The sequence below is a fragment of the Synechococcus sp. UW179A genome (genome assembly GCF_900473965.1).
Lineage (GTDB): Bacteria > Cyanobacteriota > Cyanobacteriia > PCC-6307 > Cyanobiaceae > Synechococcus_C.
In genome coordinates, this window is record NZ_UCNJ01000028.1 from 44403 (window position 1) to 68799 (window position 24397).

General features: G+C 49.1%; 20 protein-coding genes. 13 read left to right on the plus strand and 7 right to left on the minus strand.

Annotated elements, in window-relative coordinates:
- Positions 1-182: 182 nt before the first annotated feature.
- The 8 genes from DXY31_RS13795 (at position 183) to DXY31_RS13840 (ending at position 10028) form a co-directional block, all read left to right on the plus strand.
- The gene (locus tag DXY31_RS13795; RefSeq protein ID WP_114994309.1) at positions 183-629 is read left to right on the plus strand and encodes an MAPEG family protein; all 447 of its coding nucleotides are present in this window, start codon (positions 183-185) and stop codon (positions 627-629) included.
- Positions 630-2457: 1828 nt separating this feature from the next.
- A complete protein-coding gene (locus DXY31_RS13805; RefSeq protein ID WP_114994311.1) occupies positions 2458-2691 on the plus strand; it encodes a hypothetical protein in 234 nt (77 codons plus the stop codon).
- A 230-nt stretch (positions 2692-2921) separates the two neighbouring features.
- Entirely contained in the window at positions 2922-3206 is a 285-nt protein-coding gene (locus DXY31_RS13810; RefSeq protein WP_114994312.1) for a Nif11-like leader peptide family natural product precursor, read from the plus strand.
- 358 nt (positions 3207-3564) lie between these two features.
- Entirely contained in the window at positions 3565-3993 is a 429-nt protein-coding gene (locus tag DXY31_RS13815; RefSeq protein WP_137025003.1) for a hypothetical protein, read from the plus strand.
- A 602-nt stretch (positions 3994-4595) separates the two neighbouring features.
- Positions 4596-4868, plus strand: coding sequence for a DUF3303 domain-containing protein (locus DXY31_RS13820; protein WP_114994314.1), 273 nt, complete (start codon positions 4596-4598; stop codon positions 4866-4868).
- Positions 4869-6583: 1715 nt separating this feature from the next.
- Positions 6584-7618: a chlorophyll a/b binding light-harvesting protein gene (locus DXY31_RS13830; RefSeq protein ID WP_114994316.1), complete on the plus strand. Its 1035-nt coding sequence runs from the start codon at positions 6584-6586 to the stop codon at positions 7616-7618.
- A gap of 686 nt (positions 7619-8304) precedes the next feature.
- Complete coding sequence (locus DXY31_RS13835) at positions 8305-9066, plus strand: alpha/beta fold hydrolase (protein WP_114994346.1); 762 nt, start codon at positions 8305-8307, stop codon at positions 9064-9066.
- Between the two features lie 2 nt (positions 9067-9068).
- Positions 9069-10028 (plus strand): NAD(P)/FAD-dependent oxidoreductase, encoded by a 960-nt coding sequence (locus DXY31_RS13840; RefSeq protein WP_114994317.1) that lies wholly within the window; start codon positions 9069-9071, stop codon positions 10026-10028.
- A gap of 102 nt (positions 10029-10130) precedes the next feature.
- Here the strand turns inward: DXY31_RS13840 and fldA are convergent, their stop codons facing one another.
- The 4 genes from fldA to DXY31_RS13855 all read right to left on the minus strand — a co-directional run bounded on the left by fldA (position 10131) and on the right by DXY31_RS13855 (position 13431).
- Complete coding sequence (gene fldA / locus DXY31_RS13845; protein WP_114994318.1) at positions 10131-10637, minus strand: flavodoxin FldA; 507 nt, start codon at positions 10635-10637, stop codon at positions 10131-10133.
- Between the two features lie 154 nt (positions 10638-10791).
- Positions 10792-10959, minus strand: a complete 168-nt coding sequence (locus DXY31_RS17110) for a hypothetical protein (RefSeq protein WP_206749821.1) — start codon at positions 10957-10959, stop codon at positions 10792-10794.
- A 434-nt stretch (positions 10960-11393) separates the two neighbouring features.
- Positions 11394-13058 carry a SulP family inorganic anion transporter gene (locus tag DXY31_RS13850; protein ID WP_114994319.1) on the minus strand — a complete coding sequence of 555 codons (1665 nt, stop codon included), beginning with the start codon at positions 13056-13058 and terminating at the stop codon, positions 11394-11396.
- Positions 13059-13062: 4 nt separating this feature from the next.
- The gene (locus DXY31_RS13855) at positions 13063-13431 is read right to left on the minus strand and encodes a hypothetical protein (RefSeq protein ID WP_114994320.1); all 369 of its coding nucleotides are present in this window, start codon (positions 13429-13431) and stop codon (positions 13063-13065) included.
- A 117-nt stretch (positions 13432-13548) separates the two neighbouring features.
- Here DXY31_RS13855 and DXY31_RS13860 point away from each other — a divergent pair, with 117 nt between their 5' ends.
- The 3 genes from DXY31_RS13860 (at position 13549) to DXY31_RS13870 (ending at position 17278) form a co-directional block, all read left to right on the plus strand.
- Positions 13549-14553: a DnaJ C-terminal domain-containing protein gene (locus tag DXY31_RS13860; RefSeq protein WP_114994321.1), complete on the plus strand. Its 1005-nt coding sequence runs from the start codon at positions 13549-13551 to the stop codon at positions 14551-14553.
- Positions 14554-14605: 52 nt separating this feature from the next.
- The gene (gene hemB, locus DXY31_RS13865; protein ID WP_114994322.1) at positions 14606-15607 is read left to right on the plus strand and encodes a porphobilinogen synthase; all 1002 of its coding nucleotides are present in this window, start codon (positions 14606-14608) and stop codon (positions 15605-15607) included.
- A gap of 90 nt (positions 15608-15697) precedes the next feature.
- Positions 15698-17278: a TolC family protein gene (locus tag DXY31_RS13870; RefSeq protein WP_170953720.1), complete on the plus strand. Its 1581-nt coding sequence runs from the start codon at positions 15698-15700 to the stop codon at positions 17276-17278.
- Here the strand turns inward: DXY31_RS13870 and DXY31_RS13875 are convergent.
- Both DXY31_RS13875 and DXY31_RS13880 read right to left on the minus strand, forming a co-directional pair.
- Entirely contained in the window at positions 17275-18294 is a 1020-nt protein-coding gene (locus DXY31_RS13875) for an HlyD family secretion protein (RefSeq protein ID WP_244279818.1), read from the minus strand. The genes DXY31_RS13870 and DXY31_RS13875 overlap by 4 nt on opposite strands.
- Positions 18295-18304: 10 nt before the next feature.
- On the minus strand, positions 18305-19840 hold the full coding sequence (locus DXY31_RS13880) for an MFS transporter (RefSeq protein ID WP_206749822.1): 1536 nt from the start codon (positions 19838-19840) through the stop codon (positions 18305-18307).
- Positions 19841-20343: 503 nt separating this feature from the next.
- Here DXY31_RS13880 and DXY31_RS13885 point away from each other — a divergent pair.
- Together DXY31_RS13885 and DXY31_RS13890 are read left to right on the plus strand one after the other, a co-directional pair.
- On the plus strand, positions 20344-20742 hold the full coding sequence (locus DXY31_RS13885; protein ID WP_114994325.1) for a VOC family protein: 399 nt from the start codon (positions 20344-20346) through the stop codon (positions 20740-20742).
- Positions 20742-23117, plus strand: coding sequence for an endonuclease MutS2 (locus DXY31_RS13890; protein ID WP_114994326.1), 2376 nt, complete (start codon positions 20742-20744; stop codon positions 23115-23117). The genes DXY31_RS13885 and DXY31_RS13890 overlap by 1 nt, the downstream gene beginning before the upstream one ends.
- A gap of 13 nt (positions 23118-23130) precedes the next feature.
- Here DXY31_RS13890 and DXY31_RS13895 read toward each other — a convergent pair whose 3' ends face one another.
- Positions 23131-24363, minus strand: coding sequence for an ABC transporter ATP-binding protein (locus DXY31_RS13895; protein ID WP_114994327.1), 1233 nt, complete (start codon positions 24361-24363; stop codon positions 23131-23133).
- Positions 24364-24397 lie beyond the last annotated feature (34 nt).

Genomic DNA, 24397 nt, shown 5'->3' on the forward strand with positions numbered 1-24397 from the left:
TAGAGTCTGCAAGTCTTTTGCAATGATCACGAAGCTTCAATGATGTTGCATCTACAATTTGGGAGATATTAAGCAGATTTAACAAACTCTGCTCTTTCATTGACTAAAAAGAATTAGTTGTTTAGGTGAGAATGATTCATTAGAATTGTGGAATACAGCAGATTAATCCAACACCTAGATCCATGTTTTTTGAGCAATTATTACCTCACTCCGATGTGGCTCCATACGTCTGGTCGCTTGTGCTGTCGTTTGCAATAGTGATTCTGAGTATTGCGCCTCTTTATGCGGCTCGATTTAAATCTCAGTTCGAGCTGAGTGATCTGTCATCTCTACGTTCAATGTTTGATCGTTATCCAGCATGGGGGAAACGGGCCAGCTGGGCACAGCAAAACAGTTTTGAATCATTTTCGCTTCATGCCCCTTCTGCCCTTTTTGCCATTCTTACTGTTCTGAATGGAGTTACTCTTCCTTCTCTCGCAATTAATGTTGCAATTGCTCATCCAATTCTTCGAGCTATTTATATTGTTGCTTACATAGGCAATATTCCACTGCTTAGATCGATATGCTGGGCTGTCGGCTTGCTTTGCACTGGCATTCTTTATGGTGTATGTTTCTCGATGATGATTTGAATGCGTAGTGACGTTGCATTTATTGTTTGCACACGTCTTGGTTTGAATTTATACTTTTTGACCTTTTGAATTATTTAGAACCCATTCCTTATAGCTGACATAAAGCTATTGTTGATCATTTAACTGCGTTCAGTATCAAGATGTTTGGCAAATTTTTGGATTATTTCGATGCAGAATTGACGATCTACCCCATGTACTGTCTTCCAGCTTTCGTACATCACATTCAGGTCTTCCCAGGCATTGTCATATACCGCTTTCGGGTAGTCTCCTTGTTCTGAATCATTCATCAGACGATTCCTTGGTGTTGCAAGTCTGATCACTTAACATAACCCTAGCTACTAGTATTGATCTTGAATTGTTTATCAAGATCATATGATTTGATCTTGCGTTTTGAATGTGTCTGCATAGGTTCTCAAGCCTTGTCTTTGGTTCAGCTTTCTTTGGTTGAATATTCAACACTCTACCTCCAAAAAATTCTTCGTTTTCTACTCTATTCATCTCTTTAAATTCATGATTATATTTTTATCCTGCTGATGAAGATTTGTCTTAATTAGATGGTTTTGACGAAACGATGAAATAGTTTGCTGGCTCTTTGATGGGTAACTTCCCCCAGTCTTTTTTTGTATGCTTTGTTGCCGTAGCCATAATTGTGATCTGTATGAATTGCTAGCGGAATAAGTCATGCTGTTGTGTAAACCGTTCAGAAGGTGTCGTAGGCAAGCCCTGTGGAGACGAATAGAAAACCTGCGATGAAAATCCCTGCGTAGATCAGCATGATTCGTTTGTTCAAAACAGAGTACCAAACCTCAATCCTCGTTAGCAACGGATAATTTCATGCCTATGTATTCCCTAACACCAGTGACACCGAAGAACGGGTCTTATGATCAGATGTCTTTTTGATCAGATGCAAAATTTACTTGCTTTGATCAGCAACCTCCTTCAAAGTTTCGTCAATGTACTAAAGGGAGGTGATCGCTGGTTCTTGGTGATCGATGAGGTGATTATCGATCAGGAAAATATGGCAAATCTGCACAAGCAACTTGAGCAGAGGCAAGATCAAATTGTAAGTCGAGATAATTTTAATCGTCGCTACGAATCGCAATGCTCTATTTCTTCCGATCGGCTGACAATCTTCGAGATTTGGTTGACTTTGAGTCCGATTTCTCTGTTCAAGTTCCTAAGATACTCTCTGAGTGATGTTGTCTAAGCAATCAACATTATTCTGACAATATTTGGTTGAATTTTGCCTGTATTAAACAAGAACCATTCGCGTTTTGGTAGATATTTTTGTTGCTCAGATTCAATTCTGTCAACGATTCGTTTAAGTTCCGTCTTCGTTGCGTTTGCAACCTTCCAGCCTGATTCGGACGCGGGCTTTCCTGGGGTCAGTTTGTTGTGCAGCGGATGATCTGTAAAAAATCATTCTTCGCATGAATTCATGAAGTTCTATAATCACTGCAATTGAGCTTTTCATCATTAGCGACCTTTCACCTAAGCGCATCCCTGCGCGTACTCTCCGCCGCGGTTACATTAGTGAGTTCCTGAGTATGGCTAAAACTGTTCAGCCGCAGGGGTTTTCGCCCCAAAAGATTGATGATCTGGACGGTTTTGACTATATGAAAGTTGCATCGCGGATTAAAAATTAAAAATTTACGTCATGATTCATGAGAGACAATTTGTTGCCATAATTCAATTGCATTATTTATCGATATAGAGTTCTTGATTGGACGAGTCGTTGGCTTGAGCATAATTGACACCCTAAGTGGACATCTGAACGTTGCTATAACCATCCAGCTGTTTACGATAACTTTATTTCAATCTTAGTCCCATGCACTTTATTGCAGCTTTTGATGAAAATATTGATATCGTTTGGCAGAAGATTGTTGAAGAGATGAGCAGTGATTTCTCCAAGCTTATATGCCCTAATGCTTCCAGCTTTATTACCACAAAAGATGGTCTTGAGTGTATGGTTCGAAGTGCAAAGGGCGATTTGTTGGCCAATTGTTATTCAGAGGATGATCGAATGGGAGGGAGACGATGGACAATCAACCTTGCAAAATGAATCAAGATATCAGTTAGTTTTTCAAGTTCGACGAGTAAAAATTGGATTGATTGACTGTTATTCAGTATTAATGAATAATCATTGCTGTTTTTTCAAGAACGATTCTGATTAACCCCCCATTTCAGCAGGACGTTAATTCAAATTATTCAATAAAGCTCAACAGTTTAAGAGTTTATCTTAATTTAAGATATTTATTTATTCTCAATCAATGCATTTTTTGCTTGTAGCTTGTGCTTGCTTCCATTCTTTTTATGAATTATCACGAGCCTGTCCCCTTTTACATGGGGAGATTGGAAAAGTGTCAGCAGTCAGAACAAGATCTCTGCGCTTTCCTTTCTCGTCTCAAGCAGGATCAGTTTCTTCAGCAACAAATCAGCCAAGCAAATAACGAAGATCACGTTGTTGCGATTGCCTTGAGTGAGGGGTTCGTTCTCGATAAGGAAAAGTTCTGGTTATACGAATCAAAAGATTACAAGAGGTGTGTTGAGCGCCGTGGCTTTTATTCAAAACAATAATCATTCTCTGATATGGTCTAAAAATACTCTCGCTCACATTTAATATTATGGGATTAGCGCACCAGCATAGATTGCTGGTGCGTCACTGTTGGACTAGAACTCATCATGCAGTTGCAAACTTTAGGGCTATTTTATTCTGAATTAACTGTAAGTTGTTGAATTATTTGATTTTATTCAAGTCACGCGATTTCTTGCATGGTGACCAGCTGCACTGTGCGATCCATGCGCATCAATCGATACATGCCTTTGCTCATTTGCAGTTGCCTTTTTTCTTGTTTTGCAGCAACGTTAATCCAAAAGTGTACTTATTATGGGCTTCTTGAGGCGTAGATTTTTCACAATCTTTCTAGTCTTTCTCTTGGCTTTTTTATTTGCTACTCCTTCTGTTCATGCGCTTGATTTTGAGTTAAGTCAGCTTGAGCTCGTGAAATGCGATACTGCTGACCCTGCTTCCAAGCAGCCAAAAGGTTATCGCTCCGGATGTTATATTTTGAATGGACAGATTAAGAGTTCTGCTAAAAGTTTGACCAAGGATATTGATGTTTTTGCATTTATTTATGACGCATCCGACGAAGAAGTGTTGCCAAATCGCCCTAGAATTGGTTCAATTAACAACGTACCAGTAGGCACTAGTCAATTTTCTGTACGTGTTCCAATTCCATCGTTTGCAGTTCCTCCCTTTACGATTAAAAAGGCAAAAGCTAAGGTAGCGATACCAGTTCCAACCATATCTAAAGATACCTCTGATGAGGACATACTGCCATTAGAGCGTGGCATTGAAGGATAATTAATAGCACTGATTACTATTAATGGTAGCTTTGATGTATTTTAAGTGAGCTAACTTTTTCGCTCTGGACCTTTCATTGTATTCAGTTGATCATTGTTGTTAGGGTTGTTGTGTCGAAACCTGCGCGGCGTTAACCAACCGCAGCTTGTGGCTCCCAGGTGCTTTTTCATTCATTGAATTCACAGCTATTAATTCATCGACCGTGAAGTCGTGTCATTTAATCTTTGTACATAATGTGAGTTGGTTCGTTAATAATATGTTAGTTAGGCTTAGTCTCGTTTTTTCTTTAGGCATTAGTTTGGTTTATATCGTTTGTTTGCTGACCCTGTTTTCTTATCTCGGATTAAGGAAATCACGTTCAATTTGTCGGTGTTGATTAGAGGAGGCTGAATTGTGAATACTTCGTATTTGGTTTGTCTAGTAATGTATTGCTCAAAAAAATAGGTTGTAGTGGAGCCGTTCTGTTGATTTTTTCTGATCGTAGTGATTGCTACTTTCTTGATTGCATCGTGTTGATGCAGAGCCCATACATTATTATGGTCTTTTAACCACTTCCTTTTTCTTGGATTTTGTGCGATTCTGCTCGGGTCAACTTTTTTTTTATGACTTTTTTGATGCATTGGTCTTTTAAGACCGGATATCACGAGATTGCGGCGAAGAAATTTTTGTCCTCTGGAGCACCTTTTCCAGCCTGTCAATCTTGGAAACGTTTTCATGGACCAGGTTCAGTAGAAGGTTGGATTCTTGTTGAGGCTGACAGCGCTGATGCATGTTATGAACATGCTGCCGAATGGGCAGAATGTCTTGATTGGGAAGTGACACCAGTTCTTACTGATGAGCAGGCTGGGCCTCTGATTGCTAAAGCATATAACTGATCATTCAGACTCACACAATGCTTCACTTATTCGATTGGAGCATTGTGTGAACAGTAACTTGCAGTTGGTCTAACTATCTTATTAAAAGCCTGGCATACATTGTTGAAACCAGCATTGGTTAAGGTTTTGTCAGGGTTTGAGTTGCTGGAATAGCACTATTTTTTTATTGGCTTTTCCGAATTTTACTTCCGATTCTTCAGTATTCGTATATATTAGACCCATATTCGCTGTTATTAATGATGGAATGCTTTGACTGTAGGGGTTTTAATCTCAGCGGTTGTTATGAGTGTTCTGCCTTTTTTACTCCGTAAGTTCAAGTTTTATTGTTTGCTTCCTCTATCCAGCCTGTTTTTGATGGCTCTTTAAACGTCGATGAGGCAGCTTTTTCGGCCATGCCCTTCGACTGGTAACATCTAAGGCCTTTGTTTAGACTCGATGATCGCCCCCTCGGTTAAAAATGTTGTGAATTGTGATCGAGAAGCGATCACAATTGATGAGCGACTTGGATAATCGCTGCTCTTTCAGTTTCAACGACTGATTTGAGTATGATGCAGGTGGGCACCGGCATCGGGATTTTGGAGTTGTCGGGCTGACAACTCCTTAATCCAATTCTCAAAGGTTTTATTTTTAATCGAATTTATATACACGACATTGCTATTACTAGTTTTCTTAAGAATTTTAATTTATTGTTGTTTCAAATACACTATTCAGTTATCGAATTTTGCATTGTTTTTAAGGTCTTGGCAAGTTTCTGGGATTGATTACAAAGCATTTGATATCCCGCATGATTGATTTTGGTGAGACAAATAAATGCTCAGAAATTGTTTTATAAGTCCACCCTTGCTGCCTTAGGGCCATTGCGATTCTTACGCGTTTACTTCGCCAACCCTCACTAGGCCCTAATCGTCTCGATATCTGATTTGGAGAGCTCACTGATATGCGGGGATTATCAGATAGTTGATTATCGGCTTCGGAGTGGTCGCTCTATGTCAACTTTGATTGAAATCAGCGTAGAATATGAATTTTCTTTTGATCTAGCCCCTCAGATATTCAGTTGGTCTTTTTTCTCTTCTTTGTGGTGTGTTTCGCAAGATGAAGCCTGTGCCGTGCTTTATGCTTCAGCTCGAAGTGATCAAAAGCGCTTTCGTATGCACTCTCGATGTGCATGTTGTGACTAAACCATACACATTTGTTTTTATCAATCATGTTGATTTGATTCAGATGTAAGCGGTGCTTTTTTTGACTTATTCGGCTTGCTTGGGCTACTGCCATCGTTGTATGACAATGGGCACAATTTTTGTGATTGTTTGCTTTTGTGTTGATTGACTGGTCTTATGTTGCTGTTGCTGTTACTGGGAGTAGTTCACGATATATTATTCAACTCAATTGTAATATGGGTTGTGAAATGATCTGAGCTGCCTCCTGGTCTTAAATTTGTTTTAAATCTTTGATCCAGATTGCTTTTGAGGGCTTCTGAGGTTTTGCGTTTTCGCCCATTACAGCACGTTATTGCGTTCCGCCTAGCAACATTTACTTTTCACAAGGTTTTGCTTGCCTCTATGCCCTCTCGCTGAGAGGCGAGCCATACGCTACGAGAGAGGGTGTCAAAAGCAGTTTGCGCGTGTCTCATAAATTTTTAGGTTGAAAACTATTGTTAACGGATGATTAGAGCAAATTGATTGCTTATTAGGTTGTGATTGCCTTTCATTTTCCCAATGCAATCGTATGGAAATTCATCAGTCACTTATGACTGGTGGGCGGGAAATTCTGGAGTAGCGAAGCGCTCCGGCTCTTTCATCGCTGCGCATGCTGCCCATGCCGGTCTCATCATGTTCTGGGCCGGAGCATTCACTCTTTTTGAACTCGCTCGATACGACGGCTCCCTTCCGATGGGTGAGCAGGGTCTGATTTTGATTCCTCACCTGGCTGGTTTAGGTCTTGGTGTTGGGGATGGCGGAGTCATCATTGACCAGCAACCACTGATCGTTGTGGCTGCAACGCACCTTGTTTCTTCAGCTGTCCTGGGTGCTGCTGGTATTTGGCATACTCTTCGTGCACCCAAGGATCTGTCAGAAGCGACTGGTCGTGCTAAAAAATTCGACTTCAGTTGGGATGACCCTAAAAAGCTGACTTTTATCCTTGGTCATCATCTGATTTTTCTAGGTCTGGGTGTAATCGCATTTGTTGAATGGGCTCGCGTCCACGGTATTTATGATGCTTCTCTCGGAGCTGTTCGTACTGTTGAGCCCAACATTGACCTCGGAATGGTTTGGGGCTATCAGACCAACTTCCTTACCATTAGCAGTTTGGAAGATGTGATGGGCGGTCATGCTGTATTAGCGTTCATTCTCACCATTGGTGGTGTTTGGCATATCATCAGTTCTCCCTTTGGTCCGTTCAAGAAAGTCCTGATTTATAACGGTGAGTCGATCCTTTCTTACTCGCTAGCGGGCATCGCATTGATGGGTTTTGTGACCGCTATCTGGTGTGCACAAAACACGACAATCTATCCCGTGGAATTGTATGGCGCTCCTTTGAAGCTTAATTTCGCCTTTTCCCCGTACTTCACTGATACCTCCACACTTCCTGGAGATGCGCACACTGCCCGTGCATGGTTGGCGAATACACATTTCTACCTTGCTTTCTTCTTCCTTCAGGGGCATCTCTGGCATGCTCTGAGAGGTATGGGTTTCAACTTCAAGAGTGTTGTTAACGCTTTTGAATCTATGGATAAAGCCAAAATTAACTGATTGTTATTCAAGTAGTTTTCTTTAAAGCTTTAAAGCCTCTCCTGTAGAGGCTTTTTTTATTGTCTATATTTTTGACACTGACCATTAACGAGTCATTTAAAGCTATTCATCATTAGTGGTTATGTGTTGCTTGCCTTGAAGGAAAAATTCTTGTTCTTTAATAGTGTTTTTTCAGTGTAGTTCTCTCTTTGATTTTTTATGAATGTTATTTTTAGCATGACTCCTTGTCTTAGCTCTTTTAAAGAACTGACGTGATCGTCTTTCTTCTGGGTGACTCTTGCCTGCATAAGACGTCTGCTCATGACTCATTTGATACGACCTGTTCAACCCTGCTGCATTTATTTTTGCTTAAGGATTGCGTCTTGCTCTTTTGTTTAACGGACAATCTCAATTGCTCTTCTCATGTTCCAAGGTCGTTGATCTATACCTTGAGACCACTTGTTCTGGCTCCATTTCGGGAAGTGCTTATGAATCCCTGATCTGTCTTGAGGAATCTGCTGACAAGATCGACCAAAAGCTCATCCAGCATTTAAAACGAAGAATTTTACAGGGTTCGATATCAGTGATCAATTCCCCGGCGTAGTTTTATCGTCTACTTTCTGCGATTCCATTTGATACAACGGCTTGTTAGCTGTGCCGACTGAACAGTGCTGTGCTCTTTCAAAATAATTGAAATGGTGCAACATATGCCTCAAGACAAGGTCCTTTGGATAGATCTGCAGCCGACCTTGCATTGCCTCAATAAGCGTGTTGCTCAATTATTAAGTCGGTCATTCGCTGTACAGCGATGGTCCTTCCAGCATGATCTCGATGAGTCTTGCTCTGTGCAGACTGTTCTGGAGTTGCTTCGACAGACCCTTGTGGCGTCTTCCGAGCCAATGCATCTGGTTGGCCACGGCATCAGTGGTACGGTAGCTTGTCTTTTTGCAGAAAAGTACCCCGACCTGGTAAAATCTCTTACATTGCTCTCTGTCGATACTCTTTCAGCTAACCACTGGTCTTCTCATTACCTGGACATGCGGAGTCAATTGCCAACTTCGAGGCAAGCTATTTTGAGCCATCTGTCGTCTTTACTCTTTTCCAGTAACAACTCTCGTTCTACTGAGATAGTTCCCTGTCTTTTGGCTAAATGTTTAGATACTGAATTCATCCAAGGTTCTATTGTTAATCAACAAACTATCAAAAACTTACAAACTCCCGAAGTTCCAACATTAGTCTTAAATGGTGAATTTGATTTTGTTGTAGACATCAATTCGCACGATCGCTGGTCTGAAACGCTAAAATCTGGTGATCGATACGTTTGTATGAAAAACGGGCGCCACTTCTTTCAGTTTAATCAGGCTCAACATGCAGCGGATTTAATTACCGCATTCATTCAGATGGTTCCTGGTCAATGGATTGATCGCGAACTTAGCTCCAATGATTTCACTTCTCTCGCTCGGAGCTAATTATGTCAGATATTTTTGAGGCTGACGTCATTATCGTTGGTGGTGGTCCAGCAGGTTGTGCATGCGCTCTTTACACTGCCCGTTCTTCGTTGAAAACATATATTTTGGATAAAAACCCTGCGGTTGGAGCCCTGGCGATTACTCATAAAATCGCAAATTATCCTGGTGTTCCGGCAGATACATCAGGGGCGGATTTGCTGAATACGATGAGAGATCAGGCTATTAGCTATGGAGCTAATTACCAGCAAGTGCAAGTCTATGGAATTGATTTATCAGGGCCTGAAAAAACTGTTTACACTCCAGAAGGCACTTTTAAAGGCAAAACGCTTGTGCTTGCCACCGGTGCGATGGGGCGTACATCAACACTTCCTGGAGAAGATCAGTACCTAGGTCGTGGTGTGAGTTATTGCGCTACTTGCGATGGAGCGTTCTATAAAAACCAGCAAGTAGCAGTATATGGTTCTAATCAAGAAGCTATTGATGAGGCTCTTGTTCTTACCAAATTCGCGTCAACTGTTCATTGGATCACGAATAGCAAGCCAAACGCTAACAGCACTGGTCTGTCTCAGCTTCAATCAGCTCCTAATGTTCAGCATTGGAAGCGTACACGCCTGACATCTGTCGATGGTGACGATTCAGGTGTTACTGCTGTTAAGCTTCAAGAATCCGGAAGTCAAGAAGATACTCAATTAGATGTTAACGGTGTTTTTGTTTATTCTTCCGGCAGTTTGCCAATTACTGATTATTTACATGGACAGATCCCTTTGAATGATGAGGGTGGTGTAGTTGTTAACGATGATATGATGACCGGCTTGGATGGAGTTTGGGCTATTGGAGACATCCGTAACACCCCTTTCAAACAAGCCGTTGTTGCTTGTTCGGATGGTTGCATCGCGGCAATGTCTATTGATAAGTTTCTAAATCAGCGCAAGGAAATCAGGGTCGATTGGGTTCACCGGTAGGCAGGTAGGTAGGGGGCTGGGGTTTTAACTGTTTTGATTTTTAACAGAACATAAAAAAAGCGCCGATGGGCGCTTTTGTTGACTTTTAAATCTGAATTTTAATCAGGCTTCAGAATTGATTTGTTCTACCCATGAAGATAGACGTTGATCGGTTAGTTCAGACTCGTTATCTTCGTCGATAGGCAGTCCACAGAACTTACCGTCGACCACACTCTTTGATTCATCAAAGGTGTATCCTTCGGGAGATACCTGGCCGATCATTTTGGCGCCCGATTTTTTGAATGCGCTGTATAGCTCTTCCATGGCGTCGCAGAAGTAGTCGCCGTAACCGGAGGAGTCACCCAGTCCGAGGATGGCAACAGGCTTACCGCCAAAATCTTGGTCAGGGATTTCAGTAATCAGATCATCCCAGGCTGTACCTGAACGTGCTTCATCAGCACCTGTATTCCATGTTGGAATGCAGCAGACGAGGGCTTCTGCGGAGGCCAATTCGTCAACACCGCTGATGCTGTCAACGTCTTTGGCATCAGTCCCCAGGAGTTCTTTCAGGCGATCGGCTATATCTTCCGTCTTGCCCGTTGATGTTGCAAAGAAAATCGTGAAAGCCATAGGAATTGAATAACTGAATCATCATCCTTGCTTCCGGGCGGGATTGTTCCCGCTTTTGACGCGCTGCTTGGTTGTATGCGACACATGCACTCGTGCTTATGCTACAACCCTGTGACATTTTGTGTTGAGACTGCTGTTTTTTGTGTGGTTCTAGTCACATCTGTAACGGCATCTCTTTTGTTGAGGTCTTTTCGCGATATTCGGACAGTGCTTGGTCGAAACCAGCTTCTCTAACGCGTCTTAGCCAGTGCTTGCGTTTCAGAGAATCAGATTCGATGTAGTCAATAAATGCTTCGAGAATCTGCTTGCCATTCATTGGCATGTCCGCCCCCTTTTCTCGTGAAACCTTACTCCTCGACGGGCTTGTTTTCGGCTTCGCTTTTACGCGCCTACGTATCGATTGTCGAATAGTTGGCTCGTGGTTTCAAGGGCTAATGACTTATTTCGTTCAGCCTGTTTAAGTGTTGTTCGATGTTGTTTTTGTCTTTTCCCGCACTCTTGTAGATCCATGGCTGGCCTTTCGGCTGATTCGTTAGTTCTTTGTTGGTCTAATGCCCAGTGTCGTTTTGATTTTTTGTCAATTTTTCATGTGTTCGACTTTCACGATTGTTGCTCGTTGACACATTCTCCTTATTTTGCTTTCGCCGGCTGGGCCTAATGCTTGGTGTGCTTATGTGCTATTTCGAAGTCCCTTGGTTAAGTATCGGGTGGTTTTATCTTCTGATCTATTTGTGCTTATAGTGTATTTTTCTTGAATCATTTTCCGCTGGCTTGATTGTTCCTCTGGTTGATCCAGTTCACGGCCTGATCCAGCGCCTGGACTCTGTCATCGATTAAATGCTCAATTCCAAACTGGGCCAGACGTTGTTTTACTTTGCCGCTTGCACCTGCCACAAGCACTGTTCTTTGTTGTCGTTCGGCTTCTTTGACCATTCGCTCGATGGCCAGGCTTGCTGTGACTCCTAGATGTGGCACATCAGTGATGTCAAGAAGCAGGACTTTGTATTTCCTCACCAACATCATTCTTTCACTGATTCCCTTCGCTGCGCCAAAACTCAAGGGACCTTGCATCCGGAACAGGATAAGATCGTCACCGCAGCGTCTCAGCAAATCTTGCTCTCGCGTGGAGAGATGGTCTGTGTCCGTGTCCATGTTGCCGAGCTGATGCTGAGTTAGCGATTCAATGGTGAGCAGATTGGCCACAAACATTCCGATAAGGACGGCGCCAATCAGGTCCCAGAACACAGTCATTAGCAGCACTCCCCACATCACTAGGGCGGTCTTGAATGACAGCCTGTGGGCGCGCAGCAGGAAGCCCCAGTCGATGATGTCCAGACCAACCTTGATCAGGATTCCTGCTAGCAGTGCTGTAGGGATCCCTTCCGCCAGCGGGCCGGCTCCTAACAACAAGACCAGTAAGACCACGGAATGGGTCATGCCGGAGAGGGGGGTCCTTCCGCCTGATCGGATATTGATCACAGTTCGCATCGTTGCGCCTGCTCCCGGGAGCCCGCTGAATAGTCCCGAGATGCTGTTGGCAATGCCTTGGCCGACCAGTTCCCGGTCTGATCGATGACGGCTCTGACTGATGTTGTCAGCGACCAGTGATGTCAGTAATGAATCAATGGCTCCCAACACCGCAAGCACGATGCCCGCTCTTAGCAGCAGCGGTAGGTGGTTGCTCCAGTTCGGAGCGCTGAAGCTCAGTCCTCCTTCAGGGATGGCACCGATTCTTGGCAAGTTTTCCGGAAACAGCCACAGGGCTATTGGTGTGATCAGCAGAAGGCCCAACAAAGGCGAAGGGATCACCTTGGTAACCCGTCTTGGAGTGGCGAAAACCACCCCCAGTGTTGCGATGCCGACCGCCACTGCTGCAGGGTTTGGCGTGAAATTGCTGCTCACCATCTGCAGTGATGACACCACTCCTCCCTGGCTACGGATCCCCAGCAGAGGGCCAATTTGGAGGCAGAGGATAATGACGCCGATTCCCGACATGAAACCGGAGACCACTGAGTAAGGGACCAGGGTGATGTAACGCCCAAGGTGAAGCACCCCCATCAGGATCTGCAGCAACCCTCCAAGAACCACTGCTGCCATCACCATGGAGAGCATGTCTCCCTGACTCAATTCACGGCTTGTTCCCACAGCGGCAAGACTGCTGACCACGCCAGCAACCGTGACACTCATCGGGCCTGTCGGGCCGCTGACCTGGGCAGGTGTTCCCCCAAACAGAGCCGCAAGAAAACCCGTGATGATTGCACCGTAGAGACCGTAAATCGCACCTCCTGGCCCCAGTGCGGCATTGCCGAAAGCCAGGGCGAGCGGCAGAGCTACGACAGCAGCAGTGACACCACCTGTGAGATCTCCTCGCCAGTGTCGCCAATGAAACCCGTTGATCAGGTGATGCCTGCTCGCGGACATGGCTTCAGGGGTTCCGGGGCATTCCCGACCAGATCTGGAGATCCTCCAAGGATTGAACACCTACTCGTCGGTCACCGTTCGGCAAGATCCAGGTGGGATAGGCCTGGATGTTTTCTTGCTTGCAGGCAGCCGCCTGGATCGGCAGTTCCTTGGGTTTGCCGCATTCCACATAGGGAAGACTCATGGCTGCGTCGCCGAATAGACGACCTTGGTACTGACAGGCCGGACAGCGCCACGATCCGTAGTACGTGACTTTGGTTCGGCTTAGGAAATCAGCAAGAGCGCCTGGGTCGGGGCCAGCTTTGGCCGAGCCGCTGCCCATGAAAGCGACGTTGACGCTGCTGAGTGCGGCAAGCAGAAGAACTTTGAGCATGCGCGAAATGTACGTGTGTTCCGACGTACGGGCATCCGGCCCCCTCGATCGGTGCCGAACCCCGGACGGAACTGGGAAACTGTGACCAACCGGAGCTCTTGGAGCTCACCGATCACTATGGCCGGCAGTGGATACCGCGATTACTTCAAGGTGCTCGGGGTTGAGCGCAGTGCTGACGCCGATGCGATTAAACGCGCTTTTCGCAAATTGGCTCGTCAATATCACCCCGATGTGAATCCCGGTGACACCATGGCTGAGGCCAAATTCAAGGAGGTGAGCGAGGCCTATGAGGTGCTCTCCGATCCAGATAAGCGCCGTAGATATGAACAGTTTGGTCAATATTGGAATCAGGCAGGGGCTTCTGGTTCTGGGCCAGGAGCCGCTGGATTTGATGTTGATTTTGGCCGTTACGGCAACTTCGACGATTTCATCAATGACCTGCTCGGTCGTTTTGGAGGCCCTGGGAATGGAGGCTTTGGAGGGGCACCAGGTGGATTCGCTGGCGGTGGTTTCCCTGGAGGAGGCTTTCCAGGAGGAGGTTTTGCGGGTGGTGGATTTCCGCGAGGGGCCTCGAGGACTCCCTTGAATCTCGATGCTGAAGCCAGCGTGAAAGTGAACTTTGCCGAGGCCTTTAGAGGTGCTGAGAGAACGCTTTCTGTGAATGATGAGCGGGTCCAAGTCAGAATCCCAGCTGGTGTGAAAACAGGGTCCAGGCTGCGGCTCAAAGGCAAGGGAAATCTGCAGCCTGGGACTGGTCGTCGCGGCGACCTTTATCTCAATCTCGAGGTTCAGCCACACCCGGTCTGGCGTCTCGATGGTGATCAGCTGCGGGCTGAATTGCCCGTTTCTATCGACGAGCTTGCTCTTGGTGGCAACGTGAAAGTCATGACACCTGATGGTGAGGCTGAGGTGTCGATTCCCGCAGGCACTTCTCCAGGCAGGAGTCTTCGGCTGAAAGGCAAAGGCTGGCCTTTAAAGACAGGTCGTGGTGATCTGTTGCTCAATCTCAGCGTGCAGTGGCCTACCCAATGGTCGGATGAGCAGCGCAAGCTGCTGGAAAAGCTGAGGGAAGCCCGAACGGACGATCCCCGTAGCGACTGGCTAAAGAGCGCTCGTCTCTGAGGAGCTACCGGAGGTTGACGCTTACGATCTGCAGGTCGGATCAAGGTTGCTCATGGACCTCACTTACCGCCCGCGTCGCCTGCGCCGCTCGCCGGCGTTGCGTGCCATGGTTCGTGAAACCAGTCTTTCTCCAGCAGACTTCATCTATCCGTTGTTTGTGCATGAAGGTGCCGGAGTTGAGCCGATTGGTGCCATGCCGGGAGCCAGTCGATGGAGCCTCGACCACCTCACCAATGAGGTGAAGCGAGCCTGGGATCTAGGCATTCGTTGCGTGGTGCTTTTCCCCAAGGTGGCGGATGGACTCAAAACCGAAGACGGTGCCGAGTGCTTCAACGAAAATGGTCTGATCCCTCGTGCCATCCGCCAGCTGAAGCAGGAGATTCCTGAGATGGCGATCATGACGGATGTCGCACTTGACCCTTATTCCTGTGATGGTCATGACGGCATCGTGAGTGAACAAGGCGTCGTTCTCAACGATGAAACCGTTGAGCAGCTTTGCAAGCAGGCTGTGATGCAGGCCCGCGCCGGTGCCGATCTCATTGGTCCAAGCGACATGATGGATGGACGTGTCGGAGCCATCCGAGAAGCCCTCGACGATGAAGGCTTTGGGCACGTCGGTGTGATCAGCTACACGGCTAAATATTCATCTGCCTATTACGGCCCCTTTCGCGAAGCACTTGATTCAGCGCCACGTGCGACGGGCAGCAAGCCGATTCCTGAAAACAAGGACACCTATCAGATGGATCCTGCCAATGCCAGGGAGGCCATCACTGAGGCTCAGCTCGATGAACAGGAAGGGGCTGACATCATGATGGTGAAGCCAGGTCTAGCGTACCTCGACATTATTTACCGTTTGCGAACGCAGTCTGAGCTGCCCATTGCTGCCTACAACGTCAGCGGGGAATATTCGATGGTGAAGGCAGCGGCGGAGAAGGGATGGATTGATGAGCGCAGTATTGTGTTGGAAACGCTGCTGAGCTTTAAGCGAGCTGGTGCAGACCTGATCCTGACGTATCACGCTTGTGATGCAGCTGAATGGATCAAAGAGGGATGATCAACACGATTTTGCTCAACTGAAATGGGACGACTAAATCCAATTGGGCTAGTCGGTTTTGCATCCTTCATTGTTCTTTGGTCGGGATCGGTGGCGAGATCTGCTGAGCCTGATGCTCTCGCACCATTGATGAGGAGTTTTGATGCCTACGCAAAGGACCTTGAGCGTCTGGATGAGATCTGGTTGGGAGATGGTGAGCAAGTACCCACTAATCCTCCGGAACTGATGGCTCCAGCTGCAGATGCATTGCCAACGCATTCTGTGGAGGTGGAGATTGTCGAGCAGGTGCGGGTCGATCTTCCTCAGGCGATTGCACTTGCTGTTCTTAATGATCCTGTGCTTCAGAACAGCATCGCTGGTGTCCGCAAACAACAAGGACTTTTGCGATCAGTTCAAGGTCGCTTTTACCCAACGGTGAGCTTGAATATTGGTGGTGGATATAACCAGCAGATAAACAAGAACTTTGCCTGGCAAGGCAATGGTTCGATTCCTGGCTATGTGCCCAATACCTTGCCCTATGTGCGCAGCGGTGGCCAAAATCGTTATCAGACAAATATTGCTGCTGGTTCTGCAAGACTAAGGGTTGATTATGAATTGCTCAGTTTCGAGCGAAGTGCAGCACTGGCTGAGTTTGCAGCCGAGCTTGAGCAGTCAAATCAGCTTTATGGCAATCAGTTGAGACAGTTGCAATTGGATGTGAGTGAGGCTTATTACCAACTTCAACTAGCTGGCCAGTTGAAGCGTATTCGTCAGGTTGTTGTCACGAATGATGAGGTGATCCTTGATCAGGTTCAGGCGATGAACACCGTTGGCCTTGTTCCTCGAGTTGACTTGCTGCGGGCTGAAGCCAATCTGCAGCAACAACGCTTTCTATTGGAACAGGCTGATGCGAACTTATTGAGTCGTCGGAGGCGTTTGAGCAACATTGTGAATGTTCCTTTTTCCGTCACTCTTGAGGCCCGTGAGGAAGTCCGTCTTCAAGAGCCATGGCCCTTAGGTCTGGATGAAACGATTGTGCGGGGGTTCGATGACAATCCTCAATTGCAAGCGCTCCAGGCTGCGCGCGCTGCACTTCTGCGTCAAGCGGACAGGCAGGCTGCAGAGTTGATGCCGCGTCTCGGCCTGTTTGCAACGACTGGTTATTTGGCGTCTCAGAGCCGTTCGCCACTGATTGAACTTGACGGCTGCTGCGGTGCGCCGATCTTTGTGCCTGGACTCAATTCACAGGCGGGAGATTGGGCTGCAGGATTTAATTTGAACTGGCGTCTTTTTGATGGTGGGGTCACGGCCGGTGCTGTTGAGGCGAGCCAGGCTGCAGCGGACCAAGTGCTTCAACGAGAGGCGGCGGAGCGGAATGCGATTCGCCAAAAACTGGAAACGGCTTTTTACGATCACCGAGCTGCTTTGCGTCAGATCATCGCTGCCAATGCCTCCTACACGGCCGCGAGAGATGCATATCACGACATGAGAGCCCGGTATGAATTTGGATTGGCTGACTATACGGATCTTGCTGACACGATCAGTTCGTTGACAACTGCAATGGAGCAAAAGGCATCGGCAATGACCTCGGCAAATGTGAGTTACGCACAACTGCTGCGTGAGCTGCTTGTAGTTCCGCGCAGTCCTGAAAAGCCAGTGACCCTGCCGCTAACGTTGCCGAGTCAGCTTTAGGGGACGGTTGTGTTAACTCTGGCGTGAGCTGTTGATCCTGCGCGTAAGGGATGTCGATTATTTTGTTTCAGTTGAATGCGAACCGGGAAGCGTTGGGGGACTTTTACCCAATTGCCTGTTGCATTCTCCGGAGGTAGCAATGACTCATAAGCGCCGCTTCCTCTGCTGATATTGATCACATTTCCCTCGAAGCTCGTGTTGGGATACATGTCCAGTGTGATTTTGGCTGGCATGCCGACACGGATTCGGTGTATTTGTGATTCACGGTAATTGGCGTCCACCCACCATTTACTGTTGTCGATTAGTGTGAAGAGTGCCTGGCCAGGTTTGACATACTGTCCTTTTCGAATACTGAAATTGTTGCTGACGTATGCATCCATGGGTGCGTGGTATCGCGTGTAATTGAGATTGACCTCAGCTTGTCCTGCTTCTGCTTTCAGGGCGTTGATAATTGACTGTTGTTTGAGAATATTCTTTTCCAACTGAGAAACTTTGATGGATGCTGATTTGGTTTTGGCGATGGCCTCCAGCTTCGATGCTTCAAACTCCTGGGCTTTTGCAAGGGCGACAACCTGCTGTTGTTGAAGGTAGGCATAGCGTTGTTCATTAAGGTCGATGATCCATTTGCTTGCCTGCTGATCTTTGAGTTGTTCTTTCGCTTGCATCAGTTCGTCTTCCATCGCTGATTTCTCCGCAATCGCTGCTTTGAGGCGATGTTGCTGTTGCTCGAGACTCAGTTGAAATGGAAGTGGTGTAATTTCATAAATTAATTGCCCTTTTTTGACAAATTGATTGGGTGATGCATGCACTTTTTTGATGTAACCCTCAACATAGGGTGAAACTGTAATTGTGTAAGCATGTACATAGGCGTCGTTGGTGCCTGGGTAGTAATGATTGCGAACAAAGTAGCCTGTTAATCCTGCTGCTACGACGGTGATTGCTCCCCCGATGATTGCGCGTTTTCGCCAGCTGCGATTTTTTTTATCGGCTGGTTGGTTGGCGTCAATTTCAGTCACTGCGCTGCGCCTATCGTTTCGGTGATGTTAACTGGATTCCGTTCTCTGACTTCCCTTGGCCCTTCGTTTTTGTTGGAGAGCGATGCAGTAGTGGCAGTGCGCACAGCAAAAGCAAAACGAGGCCTGCGGTGGTGGCGATGTTGATAAAAGCCACTACCTCTGCCTGGCGTGCAATCTCTTTGTTGATCAGTTCAAGAGATCCTTGCGACCAGCTGCTGCCAGTAATGCCGGCGGAATGGCCTTGGAACGGTTGGAGGAATGGTTCCATTGCAGGGTTGCTTGGGTGGATGTGCTCACGGAAGCGAGTCCAACTGCCTTGTGTGGTGACGGTCAAGATTGCATTGCTGACGCCTCCTGAGATGGCTTTTGAAATATTGGTGCAAAAGAACAGAACAGAGCTTGCGCTAACCATCAGTTCGGCGGCCATGGTAGTTAAGGCCATTTGAATTTCCATTCCGGTGATTACGGCAAAGCAGGCGCCAACGCAGATCAGTTGGAGGCCAATATTATGATTGTTTTGTTGAGAATTGGTGTTGGCAATCCATAGAGCTGTGAAGGCAAATGCCAAGATTCCTGAGGAGCAAAGCCATTTTTTATGGCGTGGATTTTCTGCAATCAGGTAGGGACTTATTCTTGGTGTAATGAGAACTCCGGTTGTAATGGCTGCTGCAACAAATGGTAGAAATGTGAATGCGTAGTTTTCGATTGTGTTGTTTGTTGCGACCATGAGAAATCGCGGTACGAGAGCGAAGACCATGAAAAGGAAAAAGACTACTGAGCTCAGGTTGACAAGGCCGATGCAGTAATTGATGTCTTTGAAAATTCGTGTGTCAATCAGTTTTGGCTTGGTAAAAATGCGCCAGGCAAATAGACCCAGAAGAACAATCGATGTCCATAACATCAGCACATAGATGGGGTCAGCAAACCACTCGCGCTGATTGCCAACCACAAGTGAGAGTGCTAGCAGTCCGAATCCACCGCTCATGAACCCGTAGCCCAACCAGTCGATTTCGAACGTTGGGTCTCCTGGTGTCCTTGGCATCAGTGAGGAAATGATGAATACCGCGACCAGAGCAATGAGTCCGATCGCGACATACATGAATCTCCAACTGAGGTCCCAGGTGAGTAACGCAGAGATCGGGATTCCTATGGCGCTCCCGGAAATCCCTGCCAAGGCCACCAATCCTTTGCCCATCGGGTTGTAGTCCTTCCCCAGCTCTCCTCCCAGGTAGCCCCCAGCGATGGCGGGGATGAAGCCCCCTCCGAGGCCTTGCATGATTCGCATGGCCATGAACCATTGAGGATCTGTGGCCATTGAGCTGAAGACGCAGGCGAGGCCGAACAGTCCAGGTGCTAAGACGGCCAACGTTTTCACGCCGTATCGGGCCTTCAGTCCGCCCACTAGCGGCATCACCAGTGCTGCCGGCACGAGAAACGACACCATGAACCAGATTGAGAGATAAGGCGTTCCTCCGACATCGCCGCTCACGTAGGTGTGGGCGGGGACTCCGATCGAATCTGTTGCAAAGAAGAGCAGCTCGAGCACGAAAAAACAGAGTGCAATCACGCCTCGGTCCGTCTGCCAAAAACTTCTTGGTTGAGGGTTCTGGATCGCCGTCACGGAGAAGGAAGGGCAGTGAGCCCATTGTTGGTCGGATTCATCCCTGCTCGTTGATTAACCCTGTTTTCGTATCTGACATGACGACTTCAGTAATTCTCCCTGTGGAAGCAAATCATCGGCGAACTCTTTGTTTTTTGCCAAGCTGCGATTTTTCAGGTGTCCGTTTTCGTTTGTGGCTGCAGATAATGCCGTTGTTGGTCGCTATGCATCTGCTCAAGTAAGGAGAGCAAGGCGCATGTGCTCTTGACTTCGACTGCTCGATAGCGACTTGATCGAGTTTTTGAACGCATGTGATGCCCGATTGTTTCCGACATCCCCATCGCCCATGACCCGGTGCCGATGGCATCTACCCGGGGAAACACAGTGGTGGGACTGCCTCACTGAGGCACCAGAGCCCTTCAGAATGAAGTCAGCTTTAAGGGTCTGTCATGTCTGCGGTGCAGCGCCTGGGCCATGTCGCCATCCGCGTGACCGACATGGAACGGGCCATCGGGTTCTACACCGATCTCGGCATGCGCATGGTGTGGGAGGCCGATGACTGGTGCTACCTCGAAGCAGGTGATTCCCGAGATGGTTTGGCGCTGCTGGGTCCTAAATACAAAGCTGCGGGTCCCCATTTCGCCTTTCATTTCCGCGATCGCGCAGAAGTAGATGTGGTGCATGACCGTTTGAAAGCTTCGGGTGTCGCGGTGGGTGGCGTCCACGACCACCGAGACGGCACGGCATCGTTTTATTTGCGCGATCCCGAAGGAAATTGGCTGGAGATGCTCTACGAGCCTCCGGGTGGGATCCCTACCAATCAACCTGGAGTCGCTCAGCCCGATTGATGTCCGCTCTTGAGGAAACACTGGAGCTGCTCGAGTGGCCGCGCCTCTGTCAGCATCTTTCCAGCTTCACCAGCACGCACCAGGGGCGACGTCACTGCTGCCAAGGCTCACTGCCGGCATCTCTTCCTGAAAGCCTCAATCTTCAGGCGAGAACCCAGGAGATGGCAAGTCTGGACGGTCTTTTAGATGGAGGTCTGAGCTTCCAGGGAGTGGCTGATCTCGACATGATCCTGCTGCGTTGCAGCAAGGGAGGTGTTGCCTCGGGTGAAGAGCTGCTCGCCGTGGCCGAAACCTTGGGCGCATCTCGTCGTCTGCGCCGACAGATCGATGACCCTGAGCTGAGGCCGGTTTGCACTGCTCTGCTCGCTGATGTAGCCACCCTGCCGGAGCTGGAACAACGTCTCAAGTTCGCCATTGAGGAAGGAGGTCGTGTGGCTGATCGCGCCAGTGCTGCGCTGGAGGGCCTGCGTCGGCAATGGCAGGAGCTGCGTTCACGCAGACGCGACAAGTTGCAGGATGTGATCAGGCGCTGGTCAGCACACCTTCAGGACACTGTGATCGCTGAGCGGAATGGACGACCTGTGCTGGCTGTGAAGGCGGGAGCTGGTGGCCAATGTCCTGGCATGGTTCATGACAGTTCCGCCTCGGGCAGCACAGTATTCGTGGAGCCCAAGTCGGTGGTCGATCTGGGCAATCGGTTGGCGGATCTTGACGGCAGGATCCGTGAGGAGGAGCAGCGCGTTCTCGCCGAACTCAGTGCTGCTGTGGCGGAACAGGTCGATAGTTTGCTCGCCTTGATGAAGGTGCTGTTGCATCTGGATTCGGCGCTGGCCCGAGGTCGTTACGGCCAATGGCTCGGTGCTGTCCCCCCTCAGCTCGAGGCTGTCAGCGATGCTCCGTTCAGGCTTCAGAATCTCCGCCATCCTCTGCTGGTTTGGCAGGAGCGCAAAGAGCAGGGCCCAGCGGTGGTTCCTGTCAGCATTGATGTCTCACCTTCTCTGAGGGTGGTTGCGATTACAGGTCCGAACACCGGAGGCAAGACCGTCACGCTGAAGAGTCTTGGCCTCGCTGCACTGATGGCGCGTGCCGGCCTCTGGCTCCCCTGTAGTGGTTGTCCAACCCTGCCTTGGTGCGCCCAGGTTCTTGCTGACATTGGCGATGAGCAATCACTGCAGCAGAGCTTGTCCACCTTCAGTGGCCATGTGAAGCGCATTGGTCGCATCCTGGAGGCCATTGGTTCGGGTCCAGCTCCTGCTCTCGTGCTGCTTGATGAAGTGGGAGCTGGGACCGATCCAAGCGAGGGAAGTGCTCTGGCTACTGCTCTGCTTCGGGAGCTGGCCGATCGGGCCAGGCTCACCGTGGCGACGACCCACTTTGGTGAGCTCAAGGCTCTCAAGTACAGCGATTCCCGTTTCGAAAATGCATCGGTCGCTTTCGATAGTGAAACCCTCTCTCCGACGTATCACCTGCTCTGGGGAATTCCCGGTCGAAGCAATGCTCTCGCCATCGCGACGCGGCTTGGTCTTGATGCCGATGTGATCGATCAGGCTCGCAGCCTTCTCTCACCACGCGGTGATGGAGAGGCCAACACCGTGATTCGTGGTCTTGAGGAACAGCGTCAGCGTCAGCAGGCGGCTGCCGAGGATGCCGCTGCCCTTTTGGCGCGTACTGAATTACTGCATGAAGAGCTGCTGAAGCGCTGGGAGACACAGAAGCAACACTCCGCTGAACGACAGGAACGGGGCAGGCAGCGCCTCGAGAGCTCCATTCGCTCAGGGCAGAAGGAAGTGCGTCAGCTGATCCGCCGTCTCCGTGATGATCAGGCCGATGGTGAAACGGCACGGAAGGCCGGTCAGCGTTTGCGCAAGCTGGAGGACCGTCATCGACCTGAGCAAGAGCGACGACAGCATTCCGGTTGGCGCCCTGAGGTGGGTGATCGTATCCGTGTGCTGGCACTCGGCAAAGCTGCCGAGGTGATGGCTGTCTCCGACGATGGCTTGCAGCTGAACGTGCGCTGCGGGGTGATGCGCAGCACCGTTGAGCTCTCGGCTGTGGAGAGTCTTGATGGACGCAAGCCTGAGCCCCCGGCACCAGTCGTTCAGATCAAGGCTCGTCGAGGTAGCGGCGCTGCTGAGGTGCGGACCTCCCGCAACACCATTGATGTGCGTGGCATGCGTGTACATGAGGCTGAGGCGGCTGTTGATGACGTTCTGCGTGGCGCCAATGGACCTGTTTGGGTGATCCATGGCATCGGCACCGGTCGCCTGAAACGTGGCTTGCGCGACTGGTTGGCTTCACTGGCTTACGTCGAGCGTGTGCTGGATGCCGAGCAGGCTGATGGCGGCGCCGGATGCAGTGTGGTCTGGGTGCGCTGAAGAGGATTTCCCTTCAGCTCAGATCGGGAAGCACTGGTGCCTCGTCTCGTTCTGATGGGGGTATTGGCATGGGAATCGCGTTCCCCTGGTCGTCAAATAGGCGCCATCCACGCGGATCAGCATCCAGATGAATGCGACTGCCTGGCATTGCTCTAAGGCTTGGATCGGCCCTTACCTGCACCAAGTGATCGCCATCGAGCAGCTTGCAGGTAATCAGCTGCTCATTTCCCAACACTTCGCTGTGACTGACGTTTGCCTGAAGGTTTCGGTTGGTGGCAGGTGCCACCCGGAGATCTTCCGGACGGATTCCGCCATTGAGCTGTCTCCCCTCGAGGCCTTCGAGTGCAATGGCGAGTGGACCCTCCACGCTCATCCGTCGTTCACCCAGCTGGAGTGTCTGGCTGCGACCCACCTGGACTGGCAGAACATTCATGGGTGGGCTGCCGATGAATTGGGCAACAAACAGGTTTGATGGCCAGCGGTAGAGCTCCATCGGTGTGCCCAGCTGCTGAAGCCGACCCTGATTGAGTACGGCGATCCGGTGACCCATGGTCATCGCCTCCACCTGATCGTGGGTCACGTACAGGGTGGTGGTACCCAGCTTTCGCTGAAGGTCCACGATGCGATTGCGGGTGCTGCCGCGCAGCTTTGCATCGAGATTGCTCAGCGGTTCATCCATCAGAAAGACATCCGGCTGCCGCGCCATGGCTCGCCCGAGGGCCACGCGTTGTTTTTGACCACCGGACAGCTCCTTGGGTCGTCGATCCAGCAGCGGATCCAACTCGAGGGAGTGGGCTACTTCCAGCACCCGATGTTCCACCTTCGCTTCCCGTTCAGATCGAACCTGAAGCAGGCGGGGAAGTTCGCGTGTGCTGCGATGCAACTGGTCATGGAGCTGCTCCATGGCACTACGGCGGTGGCTGCGACGCAGTCCAAACCCCAGGTTGTCGCGAACGCTGAGATGCGGATAGAGCGCATAGCTCTGGAACACCATCGCCACATTGCGCTTGGCAGGTCTCAGCTGGGTTACGGCCTGCTTCCCCACCAGGATTTCACCGGAGCTGGGTGTCTCAAGGCCTGCCATCAACCTGAGCAACGTGCTCTTGCCGCAGCCGGAAGGACCGACCAGAACCAGAAATTCGCCATCTTCAATCGATAGTGAGAGATCACGAATCACCTCAACGGGGTTTTCACCACCACGACCTCGGTAGCTCTTGCTGAGCGCCTCGAAGCGAACGCCGGCCAAGCTCAATCTCCCGTGCCCCGCGATCCTAGGGTTG